The following is a 19,357-nucleotide window of genomic DNA, read 5'->3' as shown; positions in this document are numbered from 1 at the left end:
CACCGCTTGCCGAAAACCCAGGCAAGGAGATGCACCGCTATCCCCGCTTCAGGCCACAGCAAGAAACGGGGATAGCTATGCGATTTACTCTGGTGACCGCTGCAATACCTCCCGCCCCTTGACGACATAAGCCTCCATTTCATCCTCGGGCACCATGCTGCCGCCGGTAGCCCAGGCCAGGTGGGTGGCGTTGTCCAGTTGCTCGGGGGTGATTTGCAGGCGCTGCAAGTAGCTCGCGTTGGCTTCTGCCACAATACGCCCCACACCAGCGACACCCGCCAGCGCCGAGGGCTCCAGGCGGATGCCTTCCTGCTGCTCAAGCAGCGCGAGCAGCGCATACAGCTCTTCATCCCGAATCGTGTAATACCCGTCGATCAGCCGCTGCATGGCCTTGCCCACAAAGCCGGACGGCCGGCCGACCGCCAGACCATCAGCCGCCGTGACGTTGTCGATCCCAAAATCCTGCACGCAGACCTGATCATGCAGCCCGGTATATACGCCCAGCAACATGCAGGGTGAATGCGTCGGCTCGGCAAACAGGCAGTGCACATGATCGCCAAACACCAGCTTCAGGCCGAAGGCCACGCCCCCAGGCCCACCACCGACGCCGCAGGGCAGGTAGACGAACAACGGATGATCCGCATCCACCACCACCCCGGCTTCCTCGAGCTGGGGCTTGAGGCGCAGGGCAGCGACGGCGTAGCCGAGGAACAGGCTGGTAGAGTTCTCGTCATCAATAAAATGACAGCCAGGGTCCGCCTCCGCCTGCTTGCGCCCTTCGGCCACCGCCACACTGAAATCCGCTTCGTACTCCACCACCGTCACGCCGTGGCTGCGTAACTTTTCCTTCTTCCATTCCCGCGCATCGGCTGACATATGCACGGTCACATCGAAGCCCAGGGTCGCGCTCATGATGCCTATCGACAGACCCAGGTTGCCGGTCGAGCCCACCGCGATGCGGTGTTGGCGGAAGAACGCCCGGAAATCATCACTGTCGAGCTTGGCGTAGTCGTCAGCCAGGCTCAGCAGCCCGGCCTCGATGGCCAGGTCCTCGGCGTGCTTGAGCACTTCGTAGATCCCGCCACGGGCCTTGATCGACCCGGAAATAGGCAGCTGGCTATCCAGTTTCAGCCACAGCTGACCCGGCAGCGGTAGTCCGTAGCGCTCACTCAGCGCCTGCTGCATGTTCGGCACGGCCTGGATGGGTGACTCGATGATGCCGCCAGCCTCCTCGGTCTGGGGAAAGACCCGGCGAATATAGGAAGCAAAGCGGCCAAGCCGCGCGCTGGCGTCCTGCACATCCTCGAGGGTCAGGCCCACATCACCCAACGCGACCTTGGCCTCCTGCACCGCCGGGTTGAACCAGGCCGTTTCCTTCAGGGCGACCAGATCCTGTATCAGCGGGTGGCCTTGTAGCCAGCGGTCAATCGTAACTGCGGTCATGGGCGAATCCTCATGGGGAATGGGCGGTATCGTCTGCATGAAGTGTATCAGCCAGAACGCCGGCCAATAAAAAAGGGGCGCCAAAGGCGCCCCTCAAACCCAAACGTCCAAACGTACTACAGCACAACTACATCAATCAGCGTACCCCTGAGGCCCGCAACGCAGCCGGGGTGAACTGGTTGTAGGTTGGCGGGGTACCGCCATATTGCGGAGCGGATGCCTCCTCGGTGTACATCCCCAGGGCGATGTAACGACCGGCCAACAGGTCATACAGCGTCTCCAGGGCATAACCGGGGATCTTGTGCTTGTAGTTGAAGGCGATATGGCCCTCACCTACGCGCCACAGCGTGCCACGACCGTCGTAATGGTCCGCCAGGCCGATCTGCCAGGAGTCCTCATCCACGAAGAAGTTACGCTGCGCATAGATATGCCGCTGGCCCTGTTTCACGTCGCCCTGCACTTCCCACACGCGGTGCAGTTCGAAGCGCGTGTGTTCCGGGTTCACGTGGCCGGCTTTCAGCACGTCCGCATACTTCAGACCCTGTTCCGTCAGCTTGCCGGAGTTGTACGGCAGGAAGACTTCCTTCTTGCCGACCAGCTTCCAGTTATAGCGGTCAGGTGCGCCGTTATACATGGAGAAGTTGTCCGACGTCCGCATACCGTCCGACGCGGTACCCGGGCCGTCGTAGGCCACCTGGGGCGCACGGCGCACGCGGCGCTGACCGGCGTTGTATACCCACGCCATCCGCGGTTCTTTCAACTGGTCCAGGCTGTCGTGCACCAGCAGCACGTTACCGGCCAGACGGGCGGGCGCGTTCACCCGCTGCTTGAAGAACAGCAGCGTGTTGGGCATGGATGCCGGATCGATATCGGGCATCAGGTTCGGGTAACCCACCTCCTCTTCCAGCTTGATCAGAGTGAAGGAGCCATTGGTCTGCGGCATCGCCTGCATGTACCAGCGGTGCACGTTCAGGCGGTAGCGCGTCATGTGGTTCCAGATAACCTCAGCACCCGACTTGGGCACCGGGAACACAAAGGACGCGCCCGGAGTAACGTTCTCGATCCCGTCGCCACCGTTGACCAGCTTGGCCTGGCCAGCGGTCCGCTTGACCTGGTCGTATATCTCCTGGGGATAGCCCACGGTACGCTGGGTCTGGTAGACCGGCATACGGAAGGTCTCAGGGTAGCGTTCGAACATGGCTACCTGGCCAGGCGTCAGATTCTCCCGGTACTGCTGGTAGTTCTGCGCCGTGATCACGAACTCCGGCTGGGCCCCCTTGAAGGGGTTCTCCAGGAAGTGGTTATCCATGCTTTTCCCGGCGTCGGTCGGCAGGCCGCCGGTCCACTCGGGAATGGTACCCGCAGCGTTACCCGCCTTTTCAGCGCCGATCGGCGTCAGGGTGGTGCCCAGCTGATCAATTTCAGACTGGGAAAGACTCTGCGCTGCAACACTGGAGGCGATCAAACTGAGCGCCAAACCACAGGCACCTATTATTGTTTTCTGCATATGCATTTTTTTCTCCTAGCCTGCTTAGAAACTTACGCCGAAGCTGATAGCGGCAAAGTCGCGATCAACCAGGGTGTTGTACTTGCCGTCAAAGAAGTTGGTGTAGCTGAGGCTGGCGTTGTATTTGTTGGCGTAATCGGCGTTGACCCCCAAGCTGACTGACTTGGCGTTTTCCACGAAGTTGGGGCTGTAACCCTTAACGTCATGGGACCAGGCGACGTTCGGGCTCAGGTTGACGCCCGCGAACACGTTGCTGTAGTCCAGCGACGCACGTACACGATAGCCCCAGGAGAAGTCGGTGAAGAAGCCGTCGTTTTCACACCAGCTGCCGGCACGGGGAGATTCCCCGGCAGCGCCGGAGTTGGAGGAGCAGGTGCCATCAGCAAATGGGCTTTGACCGAACAGTGAGTCTCGACCGAACTTCGTTTCGCCGTCACCACTGCCGATTCCGCTGATATAGTTCGCACCGACTTCACCTACCAGCGCTAGACGGCTCGCGCCCATCACCCGGTCAATGAAGTGCACGGCACTCATAGACGCCTGCCAGAACTCCTTGCGCTCGTAACCCTGCATGTAATCGCCGGGCGCCCATGGGTTACCTCGGTGCGTGTTGTCTCCCGGTGCAAGCGTATCGGCAAGCGCGGAACGACTCATGTCACCGCTGTTGATCTGTAACGGCATGTTCGGTCGATAGCTCAGTTCACCTGCTACCGACATACCGCCGATATCAGTACCGAAGCTGATACCGTACAGCCGGATATCCTCTGGATATTCAAAGAAATAGCCGGCAGCCCCAAGCGCGCCATCGATACCGATAACTTCAGGCTGACCCACAGCAGCCAAGCCGCCTTTGATGTTCGAATAAAGGGGGTTACGGCTGTGATAGTTCAGTGCATAGAAACCGAACTCGGTATTATTCAGCTCAGGCACGAACCAGCGGAAAGCGACACCAAACTGACCGCTATCGCTCGCTTCCTTATCTTTTCTTGCTCGAACGATATAACTGGCATACGTACCGAGCGCCGGATGCACGAAACCGTCTCTCAGGTCTGGGTCACCCTGGGGCAAGTCCAGGCCTGACCACACCAGCCGGTCCACACACCCGCGTCCAACCACATCGGAGGACGAGAAGAAGGTACCGCAGTTATCCGCGATGGTTCCATGCCACTTCAGCTGGTAGAACGCCTCCATGGTCAGGTTCTCGGACAACCCCTGCGACAGATACAGCATCTCAACCGGCTGCAGACCTTCCTTCAGTTCCGCACCAGGACGGCGGAAAGCGGAAGCATCGATCGGGTTGATAGAGTTGATACCGTTCTGGATGAAGACACCCTCACCCCAGCTGACGACCTGGCGGCCGAGGCGCACGTTGCCTGGGTTATTGCCAATGGAATAGTTGTGGTAGACGAAAGCGTCGAGCAGCTGGATACCGGCGCCCTTTTGCAGGGGGTGGCGGCCGGAATCATCGATATCGTAGAAGTCCTGGCTGCCGTCCTTGGTCTCGAAGTCGTACCAATAGTTGCCGCGGATGAAGGCGCCGGAGTTACCGTAGCGCAGTTCCAGATCGTGGGAGCCCTTGAAAATCTTGGAAAACACATCTCCTTTTTCGTAATTCAGACGTCCGTCGTCCGATGTCCGAGCTGCCGCCTCACCGCCCTGATTCTCGCCGTCGATTTCGGTCAGGGTATGGATGAAACGCTTGTCCGGATTGGCTGTTGACATGCTGGCGCCGATGGAAAGCTGGGAATCCAGCTGAGCTTCTACTGCACCGATATTGAAAGTGACTGCATTTGCCGAGCCTGTAACACTTGCGAGCCCGATTGCCAGGGGCAATGCGGCCAACGCCCAAGCATGCTTTGTTTTTGTCATTGTGCTGCTCCGTTAGATTGGATCCATACCCCCAGGCCTCCTGAGAGCCCAAGGGTCGGATTCAAGTCTGTCACGGCTCGCTGGAAGGATTTGCCCGATTCGGACCAATACGTTGGCCCCGCAGGACATTCATCAACTGAATGGGCACTATTTCCGGTTCGCAATGGTCTGTTGCGTTTTTTTGCACAATCGCCGGGATTACTCTATGTTATGTCTCAGCGATAGGAATCGTTACAAAATAAAAAAAAGAATGAGGGTCCGGTATGAATCAGATCCATCCCCCGCTGCCCTGCGCCCGCTTGCAGGAGCGCGCATTGTGGGCCAAGGGCATAACGCAGGCACTTCTCAGCTACGGCAAACAGACCCGCGATCTTCCCGAAGATCTGCGTGCATACAATGCCTCGGATGATATGAGCCTTGAGCAAGTCAGCCAAACTGACATGAACCGACTCTGGCATGCCGCCGCCACGCTCAGCCGCGACGACTGCTTTGCCCTGCGCATGGGCCACGCCTTTTCCACCCCTACCTGCGAACTCCTTATCCTCGCCGCGCGCTCCAGCGAGACAGCCGGCGCTGCTGTCCAGCGGATGGTGCGTTTTATCCAGGTGTTCAGCACGCAGATTCAGCTGTATACCGTCGAAGACGAGTTCCACCTGACGGTGTATTTCGAAGCCAAGGGCGCCGCCCATCCATTGCAGATAGAGGCACTGGTGTCGCGCTGTGTGGCGAATTTCAAGGAGTTGGATACCGGCAACCTGCCGCTGATCATCGAAGTACGCCTGGCCGACGACATGGACAAACGCCGCGCCGAATGCGAACACATCCTCGGCACGCGGGTGCGCCTGGGCTGCAAGCGCACCGCCATCCGCCTCAACCGCCGCGCCCTGGAAGTCGCGCTGCCGAGCCGGGATGCGTTCTTGCTGAAGCGCCTCGACGCATCCCTGGCAGACATGCTCGAAGACCTGCCCAATGTGGATTTTGCCGAGCAGGTGAAACAGCGGATTCGCGTATTGCTGTCCGAACGGGAAGTCTCCGAAGACCTGGTCGCCATGCCCTTCAACGTCAGCCCACGGCATCTGCGGCGTAAGCTCAGCGAATCCTGCACCACCTATGAAAAGCTGCTGGATGAAGTGCGCATGGAACTGGCCATCAAACTGATCCAGGAACACCGCCTCAACCTCGGCCGCATCGCCTTCGAACTAGGCTTCCTCGACCCCAGCAGCTTCACCCGCGCCTTCCGCCGCTGGACCGGCATGAGCCCCACGGCCTTCCGCGATCAAAACCAGGAAACAGCAGTGCCTTTGGCGTAAGGCAGTCGCGGGGTGACGGGATTGGCAAGCCTCTCGGCCTGCAGCGCCGCGAGCGATGCGGCGATCCGATCGCGCCTCCTACAAACCGAAGGGCATGCACGCCCTACTGTAGGAGGGGCGACCTCGCCGCGAATGGCGTCCAAAGGACGCCCCGGGTTTGGTGGCTAGACGGCAACATCGTGTTCGCTGATACCGGCAGGCCTTTGCGGCCTGCAATCGCCGCGGGGTCGCGCCTCCTACAATTCGTGCAATGCGGGGTGTTGGTGTTAAAGGCAACCGTGGGACATGCACGGCCCGTTGTAGGAGGGGCGCCGGATCGCCGGACCGCCCCGCCGCGAATGGCGTCCAAAGGACGCCCCGGGTTTGGGTCGCTAACCGGCAACATTGTGCTGGCTGATACCAGCAGGCCTCTCCGGCCTGCAATCGCCGCGGGGTCGCGCCTCCTACGGTTTGTGCAACATGCGGGGTATTGGTGCACGATCCGTTGTAGGAGGGGCGACCTCGCCGCGAATGGCGGCCGAAGGACGCCCCGGGTTTGGGTGAATTGCCGGCGACATCGTGCTCGCTGATACCAGCAGGCCTTTCCGGCCTGCAATCGCCGCGAGCGATGCGGCGATCCGATCGCGCCTCCTACAGTTTGCACAACATGCACGGCCTATAGCATGGACGGTTACCGCGGAACATGCCCAATCAAACCCAAACCGCATCCCAATGGGAATACTCACCAATCGACTCTACTAAACCAGCGCGCAAAGGATTGGCAATGACATAGCGAGCCATGGCTTTCAGGTCGTCTTCTTCCCGCACCGCTCGATCGTGAAAACCGTCTTGCCATAGGGAATGGCCAAGCTGCCGCGAGCTGAGGCTCTTCACCCTGCCCACCACCTTGGACAGGGTCTCGTCGTTAAGCTGTAGCAACCAATGGAAATGGTCCGGCATGACAACGTAGGCCCAGGTCTGCACCTGATTGCGCCGATCCTCGTTGCGCAGGATATTGATAAGCGCGCGGGCTGATTGCAAGTCAGCGAAGACTGGTCGGCGACCACGGGTAACAGCGGTGACCAGGTATAAGCGGCTGGGCTCAGAGTATCGGCCCTTTCGCAGGTTATGTGCGCGGGGAGGTTGTTGGGTCATTGTTGGACCTCTGTTGGGAGGTCGGGGTATTAAAGCCAGCGGTAGCCCATTAGGGAAGCAACGTTCGGTGGAGTTGTGACGTGGGTCGGCTTACGGCTCGATTAGTCTAGGCCTGCGATCGCCGCGGGGTCGCGCCTCCTACGGTTTGTGCGACATGCTCGGTCTTTGGTATGGACGGTCACCGTGGGGCATACACGGCCCGTTGTAGGAGGGGCGCCGGATCGCCGGACCGCCCCGCCGCGAATGGCGTCCGAAGGACGCCCCGGGGTTGGGTGGCTAGCCGGCGATATGGTGCTGGCTCATACCGGCAGGCCTTTCGGCCTGCGATCGCCGCGGGGTCGCGCCTCCTACGGTTTGTGTAACACGCGAAGGTTGGTATTAACGGTTACCTTGGGCATGCACGATCCGTTGTAGGAGGGGCGCCGGATCGCCGGACCGCCCCGCCGCGAATGGCGGCCGAAGGACGCCCGGGGTTGGGTGGCTAGCAGGCAACATCGTGCTGGCTGATAACGGCAGGCCTTTCGGCCTGCGATCGCCGCGGGGTCGCGCCTCCTACGGTTTGTGGAACATGCTCGGTCTTTCGTATGGACGGTCACCGTGGGGCATGCACGATCCGTTGTAGGAGGGGCGCCGGATCGCCGGACCGCCCCGCCGCGAATGGCGGCCGGAGGACGCCCGGGGTTGGGGGGCTAGCCGGCAACATCGTGCTGGCTGATACCGGCAGGCCTTGCGGCCTGCAATCGCCGCGAGGTCGCGCCTCCTACGGTTTGTGCAACACGCGAAGGTAGGTATTAACGGTTACCTTGCCGCACGCACGACCCGTTGTAGGAGGGGCGACCTCGCCGCGAATGGCGGCCGAAGGACGCCCCGGGTTTGGGCCTGAGGACGCCCTTGCCGAGCCTTGCTCAAAAACTCACCCCGAAACTCAGCGCAGCAAAGTCCCGGTCGGTCATGACGTTGTATTTGCCGTCGAAGAAGTTGGTGTAGCTGATGCTCGCTTGGTAGCGGTTGGCGTAGTCGGCGTTGAGGCCGAGGCTGATGGATTTGGCGTTTTCGATGAAGTTGGGGCCGTAGCCGTTGACGTCGTGGGACCAGGCCACGTTGGGGCTGAGATTGATGCCGGCGATGACGTTGCTGTAGTCCAACCCAGCCCTTACCCGGTACCCCCAGGACGAGCGGGTGACATAGCCGTCGTCCTCGCACCAGCGGTCATTTTCCGGACGTTGGCCGTAGCAGACGCCATCCACCGCTGGACCCTGGCCGAACAACGGATCGCGACCATAGCGGGTGCTGCCAGCGCCGCTTTCCAGGCCGCCGATGTAGTTGATGCCCACCTCCCCCGCGATATTCAACCGACTCGCGCCCAGCACGCGGTCAATCAGGTGCACCACGGACACCTGCGCCTGCCACAGCTCCTTGCGCCGATAGCCGTTTATCTCATCCAGCGGCCCCAGCGCGACGTCGTCGCCGTTATACACCGGCGTCGGGTACAGATACCCCAGCACCCCGGCCGGAATTGCCGTCAGACTCAGGTCCGAGGTATTGATCTGCAGGTTGTAGTTAGGCCGATAGCTGATTTCCCCGGCCACTGTCGAGCCGGCCACGCTGGTCTGGAAGCTCAGCCCATACAGCCGCACATCCTCCGGATACTCGAGAAAATACCCCGCCGGCCCGCTCACGCCGTTGATCCCCGGCACGCCCGGCACCACGGTGTCGTAGCCGCGCACCACCGAGAACGCCGGCGCCCGGCTGTGGTAGTTCATCGCGTACAGGCCGAACTCGGTGTCGTTCAGGGCCGGCACAAACCAGCGCAGCGCGACGCCGTATTGCCCGCTATCACTCGCGTCACGGTCCTTGTCGTAGCGCACGTTGTAGTCGGTGGTCAGGTTGGTGGGCGGGTACATGATGCTCGGTGTGCTGCCGTGCGGGTTGTCCGCCGCCACGCCGAGCCGGTCGTCGCAGCCCTTGGCCAGGGTATCGCTGGTGGAGAAGAAGGCGCCGCAGTTGTCCACCACGCTCGGTGCCCATTTCAGCTGGTAGAACACCTCCGCGGTCAGGTTCTGGGTCAGCCCCTGGGACAGGTAGAGCATCTCCACCGGGATCAGCCCTTCCTTGATCTCCGCGCCGGGGCGGCGGAAGGCGGACACGTCGATCGGGTTGATGCTGTTGATCGAGTTGCCGATGAACATGCTCTCGCCCCAGCTGACGACCTGGCGACCCAGGCGGACGTTGCCGGGGTTATTGCCGATGAAGTAGTTGTGGTAGACGAAGGCATCCATCAGGGCGATGCCCGAGCCCTTTTGCAGCGGGTCGCGGCCGTCGTCGTTGATGTCGTAGAAGTGCTGGCTGCCGTCCTTGGTCTCGAAGTCGTACCAATACCGACCGCGGATGAACGCGCCGGAGTCCCCGTACCGCAGCTCCAGGTCATGGGAGCCCTTGAAGATCTTCGAGAACGCATCGCCCTTGTCGAAGTTGAGCCGGCCATCATCGGTCGTCTTGGCCGCCGCCCGGCCGCCGTTGTAGGGGTCGATAAAATCCTTGTCGGGGTCCGCCGTTGCCCAGCTCGCGCCGATGGACAGCTCACTATCGAACTGCCCCTCAATCTCGCCCCAGGTAAAGGACACCGCCTGCGCCAGGGGAGTGAAAGCCAAGCCGGTTGCCAGTGCAGCGAGAACCAGCGGCCGAGGATCGTTTTTTCTTGTCATTGTGCTAATCCCTTTATTCGTCCATTGGGCTCCTTGGAGCGCCAATTAGAGATTAGCAGCGAATGAATGGTTGTTCAGTTTTTTATTGGAGGTAGGTCACAGAACAGAAAACTGATAAGACAAGCCCGCCCCCTGGAAGTGTCAAGCGCCAGCTTGACACAGGCGTACCCCCGCACCTCCGAGGTCGAGCTGGTGCTCGACCATCCCAGGGGCCAGTCCCCGTCATCCCGAAGCCACCCCCTGGGAGTGTCAAGCACCAGCTTGACACAGCGCACTCGCCGCCTCCGCGGTCGAGCTGGTGCTCGACCATCCCAGCAGCCAGTCCCACCATCCGCGAATCACCTCCTGGGAGTGTCAAGCGCCAGCTTGACACAGGCGTACCCCCGCACCACCGCGGTCGAGCTGGTGCTCGACCATCCCAGGAGCCAGTCCCACCATCCGCGAATCACCTCCTGGGAGTGTCAAGCACCAGCTTGACACAAGCGTACCCCGCACCTCCGCGGTCGAGCTGGTGCTCGACCATCCCAGGAGCCAGTCCCACCATCCGCGAATCACCTCCTGGGAGTGTCAAGCACCAGCTTGACACAAGCGCACCCCGCACCACCGCGGTCGAGCTGGTGCTCGACCATCCCAGGGCCAGCCCCGAACACCCCGAATCACCCCCTGGGAGGGTCAAGCACCAGCTTGACACAAGCGTACCCCGCACCCCCGCGGTCGAGCTGGGGCTCGACCATCCCAGGAGCCCCAAAAACAAAAACCGGAGCACAAGCTCCGGTTTTCAAGTAACTAGCCATTAGTGAAGTCAGCTACCGAGCTTCAAATGCTGCTCATACAACAGATCCACAATGCCATTGCTCGGCGCATATCCCTGCACAGTCGCCAGCAGCGTCTCGCGGACCATGTTGTAGTCATCGTCGCGCACGGCCTGGCGCAGGTTGTTCAGGATCGGCAACAGCTGATTCCAGGAGATGAACACCTCGTTGGCCCGGTGGATCTTGCTGTGGGCGGTGGCTTCGGGGTTGTCGCCGATCAGCAGTTCTTCATACAGCTTCTCGCCGGGGCGCAGGCCGCTGAAGGTGATGGGGATATCCCCTGCTGGGTTGGCTTCGTCACGCACCGTCAGGCCCGAGAGCATGATCATCTTGCGCGCCAACTCGACAATGGTCACCGGCTCGCCCATATCCAGTACGAACACGTCACCGCCCTGCCCCATGGCACCCGCCTGGATCACCAGCTGCGCGGCCTCGGGGATGGTCATGAAGTAGCGGGTGATGCTCGGATGGGTCACAGTGACCGGGCCGCCCCGGCGAATCTGCTCGCGGAAGCGCGGGATCACCGAGCCCGACGAGCCCAGCACGTTACCGAAGCGCACCATGGTAAAGCGGGTACGGTTGACGCGGCTGACCGACTCCTCGCCCCACAGGCGCGGTGCCTGCTCGGCGCTCAGGGCCTGCAGCACCAGTTCGGCCAGACGCTTGGTGGAGCCCATCACGTTGGTGGGGCGCACCGCCTTGTCGGTGGAGATCAACACAAAGTTCTCCACCTGGCACTTGATCGCCGCCTGGGCGGTATTCAGCGTGCCAAACACGTTGTTCATGATGCCTTCGGCGATGTTGTGCTCCACCATGGGCACGTGCTTATAGGCCGCGGCGTGGTAGATGGTGTTGATCTTCCAGGCGTTGATCACATCCTGCAGGCGGCCGAAGTTACGGATCGACCCCATGATCGGCACCAGCTGCACTTCCAGCTTGCGGCTGCGAATCCAGCCCTCCAGCTCGCTGTGAATTTCATACAGAGCAAACTCGCTGTGCTCGAACAGCACCAGGGTAGTCGGCTCGGACAGCATGATCTGACGGCACAGTTCGCTACCGATGGAGCCACCCGCGCCGGTCACCATCACCGCCTGGCCCTTGATGCAACGCTGGAACAGCGACGGATCCGGCGGCACCGGGTCGCGGCCCAGCAGGTCGGCAATGTCCACTTCCTGCAGGTCGTCTACCTTCACCTTGCCGCAGGCCAGGTCCATGATGCCGGGGATGGTCCGCACGTGCAGGCCGTGGCCTTGCAGCTTGGTGAGAATTTCCTGACGGCGGGCGCGAGTGGCCGACGGCAGCGCCAGCAGCATTTCTGCGGCACCGGTCTCGTGAATCATGCTGCCCACCTGGTCACCGGAGTACACCGGCAAGCCAGCGATGGTGCGGCCGATCAGCTGGGGATCGTCATCCACAAAGGCCACCGCCTTGTACATGCGCCCTACCTTCAACGAGGCCAGCAGTTGCGTGCCCGCGGCACCGGCGCCATAGATCGCCACCGGTTGCCCGGACACCTCGCCATCGCGGGCGCGGATGGCCGGCAGGCCGGCGGTCAGCCAGTCGCCCATGAAGTATTCCCGGGCCAGCAGCCGCAGGCCGCCAATAAAGATCAGGCTCAATGCCCAGTAGGAAAAATACACCGAACGGGGAAATTCCACCGCCCAGCCCAGATCCTTGGCCACGATGACGATAGCGGCAAAGGCCAGGAAGCCGAAGGTAACCGCCTTGCCAATGCAGAACAGCGCGACGTTACCGAAATGGCGCATCACCGCGCGGTACATGCCCATGCGCACATAGAGCGGCAACGCCAGCAGCGGCGCCAGCAGGAACAACAGGCCCTGCCCGTTCTCCGGCTTGCGCCAGCCGCTATCGCCCAGGCTCAGGAACAGCGCCAGCCACAGGGCCAGCGACAACAGGATGACATCAGCTACGATCTGAATGGAGCGTTTCTGGTTATGGTTGAGTTCAATCAGTCGTTCTTTCACAGCAGAAAAACCTCTGTTTTAAATAGCAGGCCCGCGCCCGGTTAGATCACCGTGCGGCTGCGGCCTGACAAAGGTGCGACAGCGAGTGTAACAGAATGTTCAGAATTTACCGGTAGCCGTCAGGGTTCTGCGACTGCCAGCGCCAAGCGTCGGCGCACATGGCGTCCAGCTCCAGCGTCGCACTCCAACCCAGCTCCTGCTGCGCGAGCGTAGGGTCGGCATAACAGCTGGCGACATCGCCGGGGCGGCGGTCGGTGAGCACATAGGGGAGCTCGTGGCCACAGGCCCGCTCGAAGGCACGGACCATATCCAGTACCGAATAGCCCTTGCCGGTACCCAGGTTGAAGGCCTTGACGCCCAACCCACGCTCCAGCCACTGCAGTGCCTTGACGTGCCCCTCGGCCAGATCCATCACATGGATGTAGTCGCGCACGCCGGTGCCGTCATGGGTCGGGTAATCGCTGCCGTACACGCTCAACCGCTCACGCCGGCCCACCGCCACCTGGGCGATATAGGGCATCAGGTTATTGGGGATATCCGCCGGGTCTTCGCCGATACGCCCGCACGGGTGCGCGCCCACCGGGTTGAAGTAGCGCAGCAGCGCCAGGTTCCAGCTCGGATCGGACACATGCAGGTCGCCCAGCATCTCCTCGATCATCAGTTTGGAGCGGCCATAGGGGTTGGTCGCACTGGTCGGGAAGTCTTCGCGGATGGGCAGCGACGCCGGGTCGCCATACACCGTTGCCGAGGAGCTGAACACCATGTTCTTGACGCCGGCCCGCTGCATCGCCTGGCACAGCACCACCGTCCCGCTGACGTTGTTGTGGTAGTAGCGCAGCGGCTGCGCCACCGACTCGCCCACCGCCTTGAGGCCGGCAAAGTGAATCACCGCGTCGATCGCATGCTCCTGGAACAGCTGATCGAGCAAGGGCGCATCGTTGATGTCGCCCTCGATCAAGGTCACGGCATGGCGGGCGATGTCTTCCACCCGCCGCACGGCTTCCCGACTGCTGTTGCTGAAGTTATCCAGCACCACCACCCGGTAGCCCGACTCCAGCAATCTGATGCAGGTGTGCGAACCGATATAGCCCGCGCCACCCGTCACCAAGATGGTCTTGCTCATACATTCTGTCCCTGATCTATAGCGCGAATCGCTTCCACTAGTCTGTCTGTCTCGCGCTGCATAAGGTCGGCATCGCCACGGCTCTCCACGTTCAGGCGGATCACCGGCTCGGTGTTGGAGGCCCGCAGGTTGAAGCGCCAGTCGGCGAAACAGACACTGAGGCCGTCAGTGTAATCGATATCCAGCGCGCCTGTTGCATACCGGGCTTCGATCGCCTTGAGCATCGCCGGGGCATCGTTCACCGTCAGGTTAATCTCTCCAGATGACGGATAAGCTGCAATGCGCTCACCCACCAGCTCGGACAACGGCTTGCCCTTACGGCACACCAGTTCCGCCACCAGCAACCAGGGGATCATGCCGCTGTCGCAATAGGCGAAATCGCGGAAGTAATGGTGGGCGCTCATCTCGCCACCGTAGGCCGCGTCTTCAGCGCGCATGCGCTCCTTGATGAAAGCGTGCCCGGCCTTGGTCTGCACCGCAGTACCACCGTTCTGCTCCACCTGCTCTACGGTATTCCACACCAGCCGCGGGTCATGGATGATGCGCGCGCCCGGCTCCTTCTGCAGGAAGGCCTCGGCCAGCAGCCCGACGATGTAATAACCCTCGATAAAGCGGCCCTGCTCGTCGAACAGGAAGCAGCGGTCGAAGTCACCATCCCAGGCGATACCCATGTCGGCGCGGTACTCCAGCACCGCATCCCGGGTAAGACCGCGGTTCTCGGTCAGCAGCGGGTTGGGAATGCCATTGGGGAAGGTCGCATCCGGCTCATGGCAGATTTTCACCATCTCCACCGGCATATGCAGCTCGGCAAAGGCCTTCTCCAGCGCATCCACCACCGGGCCAGCCGCACCGTTACCGGCGTTGACCACCAGGCGCAGGGGTGTGAAGGCCGCCGGGTCGATATAACCGAGCAGGTGCTCGATATAGTCAGCGCGGATGTCGACCAGCTCATAGCTGCCGCGGGACTCTTCCGGCACCGTCGGGTCACGGCCATCGACCAGCTCATAGACATTGGCCTCGGCCAGCTTGCGCACATCCGCCAGCCCGGTATCAGCCGAAATCGGGCGCGAGCCCTCGCGTACCAGCTTGAAACCGTTGTAATCGATGGGGTTGTGCGAGGCTGTCACCTCGATCCCGCCGTCCACCCCCAGATGGAAAGTAGCGAAATACACTTCCTCGGTGCCGACCATACCCAGGTCCAGCACATCCACGCCTTCGTCGCGCAGCCCGTTGGCCAGGGCCGCCTTCAACACCGCCGACGTCTCCCGCACATCCCCCCCCAGCACCACCCGCTTGGGCTTGAGCCACTGGGCAAAACCCCGGGCAATGCGATAGGCGATGGACTCATCCAACTGGGTGCCCAACTGGCCGCGAATATCGTAGGCCTTGAAGCAAGTGATCTCAGACATAGAGGTTCCTTTGGTTAAATCTTTATTAGTGAAGATGAGGTCTAGTCCCTCCCCCTACCCCAAAATCCGCGCCAACAACCCCGCCGTCGACGAATCCGCCCCTTCCATCTCATCCGTCTCCCGCCGAATACACGCCAGCGTATCCACCGCCAGACGCTTACCCATCTCCACGCCCCACTGGTCAAAGGGGTTAATACCCCAAATCACCGACTGCACAAACACCTTGTGCTCATACATGGCAATCAGCGCGCCCATACTGTAGGGCGTCAGTTCGTTCATCAGCAGGGTCGAGCTGGGTTGGTTGCCGCGGTAGCGTTTGTAGCTGGGCATGTCTTCCGGGTTTTTCAGCGCGGCATCGCCCAGCGCCAGCAGGCGTGACTGGGCCAGGCAGTTAGCCAAGGCCAGTTCGTGCTGGGCGGCCAATTCTTCCATGGGTTGATCATGGGCTTCATGGTAGCGGCGCGCCGGCATGATGAAGTCGCAGGTCACCGCCTCGGTGCCCTGGTGCAGCAATTGGTAGAAGGCATGCTGCGCGTTGGGGCCGACGTCGCCCCAGATGATCGGGCAGGTATTGTGCTCCACCGGCTGACCATCGCGGGTCACGCTCTTGCCGTTGGACTCCATCTCCAGCTGTTCCAGGTACATCGGCAAATGGTTCATGCGCCCGTCATAGGGCAGGATCGCCTGGGCATTGATGCCCAGCACGTTGGTGTTCCATATGCCGATCATCGCCATCAGTACCGGCAGGTTGGATTCCCAGGGCGCGGTACGGAAGTGTTCATCCATCAGGTGCGCACCCGCCAGCATATGGCGGAAGCCGTCCATGCCCACCGTCAGCGCAATCGGCAAACCGATCGCCGACCACAGGGAATAGCGCCCACCCACCCAGTCCCAGATCTGCAGCTGGTTCTCTTCACTGATGCCCCACTCGGTCATCTTCGCCGCGGCCGACGACACGCCCAGGAAGTGACAATGCAGCACGCCACTGCGGTTACCCAGGGTACGCTGCAGCCACTGGCGCGCCGTCTCGGCGTTACTCAGGGTATCGATGGTAGTAAAGGACTTTGACGAGATGATGAACAGCGTCGAATGCGGGTTCAGCTCGCGCAGCAACTGCGACAGCTGGCTGCCATCCATGGTCGAGGCAAAGTGTACCGTCAGGCGTGATGAGGTCGGGATGGCGCTGTCGCACAGGGCATCACTGACCATCAAGGGCCCAAGATCGGACCCGCCCACGCCGATATTGACCACATCGGTCACCACCTCGCCCGTCACCCCGCGCCACTGGCCGGCGTGAATCTTGCCGACGATGCGGTCCATGCGGCGCAACTGCTCCTGCACCTGGGCATTGATGTCCTGCCCATCCACCACACAGCTGGCCTCGGCGGGCAGGCGCAGGGCCCAGTGCATGGCCGGGCGTTGTTCAGTGCAGTTGACCGTCTCCCCGGCAAACAGCCGGTTGATCCAGTCATCCAGCTTGCTCTGTCGCGCCAGCTCAAACAGGTTGGTCAGCGTCTGACTGGTCAGGCGCTGCTTGGAATAATCGAACAGCAACGGGCCGCATTCGCAGTGCAGCTTGTTGAAGCGCTGCGGGTCTTTTGCGAACAGCTCGGCCAGATGCTCGTCCTTCATGGTGTCGGCATGGTCCGCCAATACGCGCCAGATCATAGTGTGCCTCCCATCAACGCCGCCCTATCCCGTAATACACAAAGCCACTGCGCTTCATGTAGGCCGGGTCCCACACGTTGCGGCCATCCAGCAGCAACGGCTTGGCCATCTCCGCCTTAAGGCGCTTGAAGTCGGGGCTCCAGTACGGCTTCCACTCGGTTACCAGCATCAGGGCATCGGCCCCGGCGGCGGCTTCGTAGGGGTCATCGTGCAGCACCAGGTCGTCCCGATCGCGGCCCGCCCACTGTGCCAGCGCCGGCAAGGCGCGGGGATCGTGGACGTGCACCTGCACGCCCTGGGCCCACAGCGCCTCGATCAGCTTGAGCGCCGGCGCGTTGTCAATCCGGGACGACTCGGGCTTGAACGCCACCCCCCAGATCGCCACCTTGCGCCCTTCCAGCTGGGTGTCGTAGTACTGCCACAGCTTGCGGAACAGGGTCTCCTTCTGACGCTCGTTGATCTGCAGCACCTCCTCGATCAACTGCGCCTGCAAGCCGCTGTGCTGCAAGGTGCTAGCCAGGCTCATCACGTCACGGGAAAAGCTCAACCCACCAAAACCGCAACCCGGGTACAGGTAGGCCTCACCGATACGGCTATCGGCCCCCATCCCCTTGCGCACACATTCGATGTCCACGTTCAGGCTGTCGGCCAGGTTGGCCATATCATTCATATAGCTCAAGCGGGTCGCCAACATGCCGTTGATCGCCAGCTTGGTAAATTCGGCCTCACGCGGACGCATATGCATGATGCCGTCACGCCGGCGATTGAACGGCCGCAGCAGTTCGGCCACCAGGCGGCTGGCCCAGGGCATGTCGGCCCCCACCAGCCAATGGGTGGGCCGGATAAAGCCGGTCAGCGCGGCGCCTTCGGTCAACAGGTCCGGCACGCTCACCACCGCGCCAAAGCGCGAATCGGCACCGGGGCGATTGAGCAAGGTCTTCTGCAGTGCTTCGGTCGTGCCCACCGGGAAGGTGGACTGGTTGACGATCAGGAACTCGGGGTCGATATCCGCCGGCAAGCCTTCCACCAGCCGGTGCGCCAGGGGCAAGGAGTCCGGCGACAGTGCCAGCCACAGCACCGTGCAACTGGAGTCGGGCACCTGGCTGAGAGGCGCGATGTTCAGGCGACCGGCCCGCTTCTGTTCCAGCATCAAGGGTGCGAGGCCGGGCTCGCGCAGGGTGAACTCGTCGTGTTCGAGGGTATTGGCCACCGAATCGGCCGATACATGCAGGGTTACCTGATGGCCCGTAGAGGCCAGCGCCGTTGCACTCACCAACGCGCACAGCGTATCGCCATACACTTCCAGGTTCATGAATCAGCCCTCAGCCGTTGTATCGAGCCAGCAGCGCGCGGAAGTCCGCCCCCAGCTGCGGGTGCTGCAGACCATAGGCCAGGGTTGCTTCAAGATAGCCCAGCTTGCTGCCGCAGTCATAGGAGCGCCCCGCAATGTGCCAGGCCTCAACGCCCTCGGTCTTCATCAATTCGGCAATCGCATCGGTCAGTTGAATCTCGCCACCGGCGCCCGGCTTGGTCTTGGCCAGCAGATCGAAGATGCCCGCCGGCAGCACATAGCGCCCGACAATCGCCAGGTTGGACGGCGCCTCTTCCCGTGGCGGCTTCTCCACCACGCGGGTCATGCGGGCGTGGCCGGCCGGTTGCAGGTCCGCACCGTTCAGGTCCACCACACCGTATTGATGCACCAGCTCCTGGGGCACCGGCTCCACCATGATCTGCGCGTGACCGGTCTCGGCAAAGCGCTGGGTCATCAGCCCCAGGTCCGCCTGGGCGCCAGCCTGCTCCACCAGCACGTCGGGCAACATCACTGCAAAGGGCGCATCGCCTACCACCGGGCGGGCGCAATACACCGCATGGCCCAGGCCCAGCGCGCGGCCCTGGCGCACCACGGTCACCTTCAGCTCGGGTGGCGCGATATCGCGCAGCACCTGCAGCAACTCATGCTTGCCACGGCGCTCCAGCTCCGCCTCCAACTCATAGTTCACATCAAAGTGGTCTTCAATCGCCTTCTTGCTGGAGTGGGTCACCAGCACAATTTCATTAATACCCGCCGCCAGTGCCTCTTCCACCACATACTGGATCACGGGCCTGTCTACCACCGTGACCATCTCCTTTGGAATCGCCTTGCTGGCCGGCAAGAAACGCGTACCCAGTCCAGCGACCGGTAAAACAGCCTTGGTAACCTTCACGGTAACTCCTGAATATTCAACGGGATTCTCAAAAACTAGAAAGCGAAGCGCAAAAAGAGTTCCAAATATAAATGCGCCCGGAAGAGGTTTACCGCAACAGCCAGCAAATTACTGCACTGAAGCCTAACGCTTACCTATCTTCCTTGGGGAAGGTCGTGGTCATCCCCCTGGGAGTGTCGAGGACCACC

12 protein-coding genes are annotated in these 19,357 nt (G+C 61.6%); 1 reads left to right on the top strand and 11 read right to left on the bottom strand.

The window, feature by feature from the left end; genetic code table 11:
* Positions 1-84: 84 nt before the first annotated feature.
* From dsdA to VG99_RS13390, 3 genes are all read right to left on the bottom strand, one after another.
* The gene (gene dsdA, locus VG99_RS13400) at positions 85-1,443 is read right to left on the bottom strand and encodes a D-serine ammonia-lyase (protein ID WP_044500728.1); all 1,359 of its coding nucleotides are present in this window, start codon (positions 1,441-1,443) and stop codon (positions 85-87) included.
* 136 nt (positions 1,444-1,579) lie between these two features.
* Positions 1,580-2,950, bottom strand: a complete 1,371-nt coding sequence (locus VG99_RS13395; protein ID WP_044501656.1) for a DUF1329 domain-containing protein — start codon at positions 2,948-2,950, stop codon at positions 1,580-1,582.
* A 24-nt stretch (positions 2,951-2,974) separates the two neighbouring features.
* A complete protein-coding gene (locus VG99_RS13390; RefSeq protein WP_044500726.1) occupies positions 2,975-4,819 on the bottom strand; it encodes a DUF1302 domain-containing protein in 1,845 nt (614 codons plus the stop codon).
* A 263-nt stretch (positions 4,820-5,082) separates the two neighbouring features.
* Between VG99_RS13390 and VG99_RS13385 the strand changes: the two genes are divergently transcribed.
* Positions 5,083-6,129, top strand: a complete 1,047-nt coding sequence (locus tag VG99_RS13385; RefSeq protein ID WP_044500724.1) for a helix-turn-helix domain-containing protein — start codon at positions 5,083-5,085, stop codon at positions 6,127-6,129.
* 690 nt (positions 6,130-6,819) lie between these two features.
* Here VG99_RS13385 and VG99_RS13380 read toward each other — a convergent pair.
* The 8 genes from VG99_RS13380 to galU all read right to left on the bottom strand — a co-directional run bounded on the left by VG99_RS13380 (position 6,820) and on the right by galU (position 19,169).
* Positions 6,820-7,263, bottom strand: coding sequence for an REP-associated tyrosine transposase (locus VG99_RS13380; RefSeq protein WP_044500721.1), 444 nt, complete (start codon positions 7,261-7,263; stop codon positions 6,820-6,822).
* A 905-nt stretch (positions 7,264-8,168) separates the two neighbouring features.
* A complete protein-coding gene (locus tag VG99_RS13375) occupies positions 8,169-9,968 on the bottom strand; it encodes a DUF1302 domain-containing protein (protein ID WP_044500719.1) in 1,800 nt (599 codons plus the stop codon).
* A gap of 802 nt (positions 9,969-10,770) precedes the next feature.
* A complete protein-coding gene (locus VG99_RS13370) occupies positions 10,771-12,765 on the bottom strand; it encodes a polysaccharide biosynthesis protein (protein ID WP_044500717.1) in 1,995 nt (664 codons plus the stop codon).
* Between the two features lie 106 nt (positions 12,766-12,871).
* Positions 12,872-13,888 carry a UDP-glucose 4-epimerase GalE gene (gene galE, locus VG99_RS13365; RefSeq protein ID WP_044500714.1) on the bottom strand — a complete coding sequence of 339 codons (1,017 nt, stop codon included), beginning with the start codon at positions 13,886-13,888 and terminating at the stop codon, positions 12,872-12,874.
* Positions 13,885-15,297: a phosphohexomutase domain-containing protein gene (locus VG99_RS13360; RefSeq protein ID WP_044500712.1), complete on the bottom strand. Its 1,413-nt coding sequence runs from the start codon at positions 15,295-15,297 to the stop codon at positions 13,885-13,887. Before VG99_RS13360 ends, galE begins: the two co-directional genes overlap by 4 nt.
* A 54-nt stretch (positions 15,298-15,351) precedes the next feature.
* Positions 15,352-16,965, bottom strand: coding sequence for a glucose-6-phosphate isomerase (pgi, locus tag VG99_RS13355; RefSeq protein WP_044500710.1), 1,614 nt, complete (start codon positions 16,963-16,965; stop codon positions 15,352-15,354).
* Positions 16,966-16,978: 13 nt separating this feature from the next.
* Positions 16,979-18,277 carry a UDP-glucose dehydrogenase family protein gene (locus VG99_RS13350; protein WP_044500708.1) on the bottom strand — a complete coding sequence of 433 codons (1,299 nt, stop codon included), beginning with the start codon at positions 18,275-18,277 and terminating at the stop codon, positions 16,979-16,981.
* Positions 18,278-18,287: 10 nt separating this feature from the next.
* Positions 18,288-19,169, bottom strand: coding sequence for a UTP--glucose-1-phosphate uridylyltransferase GalU (gene galU / locus VG99_RS13345; RefSeq protein ID WP_044500706.1), 882 nt, complete (start codon positions 19,167-19,169; stop codon positions 18,288-18,290).
* Positions 19,170-19,357: the final 188 nt, after the last annotated feature.

It is taken from the genome of Pseudomonas saudimassiliensis (genome assembly GCF_000939975.1).
Taxonomy (GTDB): domain Bacteria; phylum Pseudomonadota; class Gammaproteobacteria; order Pseudomonadales; family Pseudomonadaceae; genus Halopseudomonas; species Halopseudomonas saudimassiliensis.
This window is presented reverse-complemented; position numbering and strand designations above follow the sequence as displayed.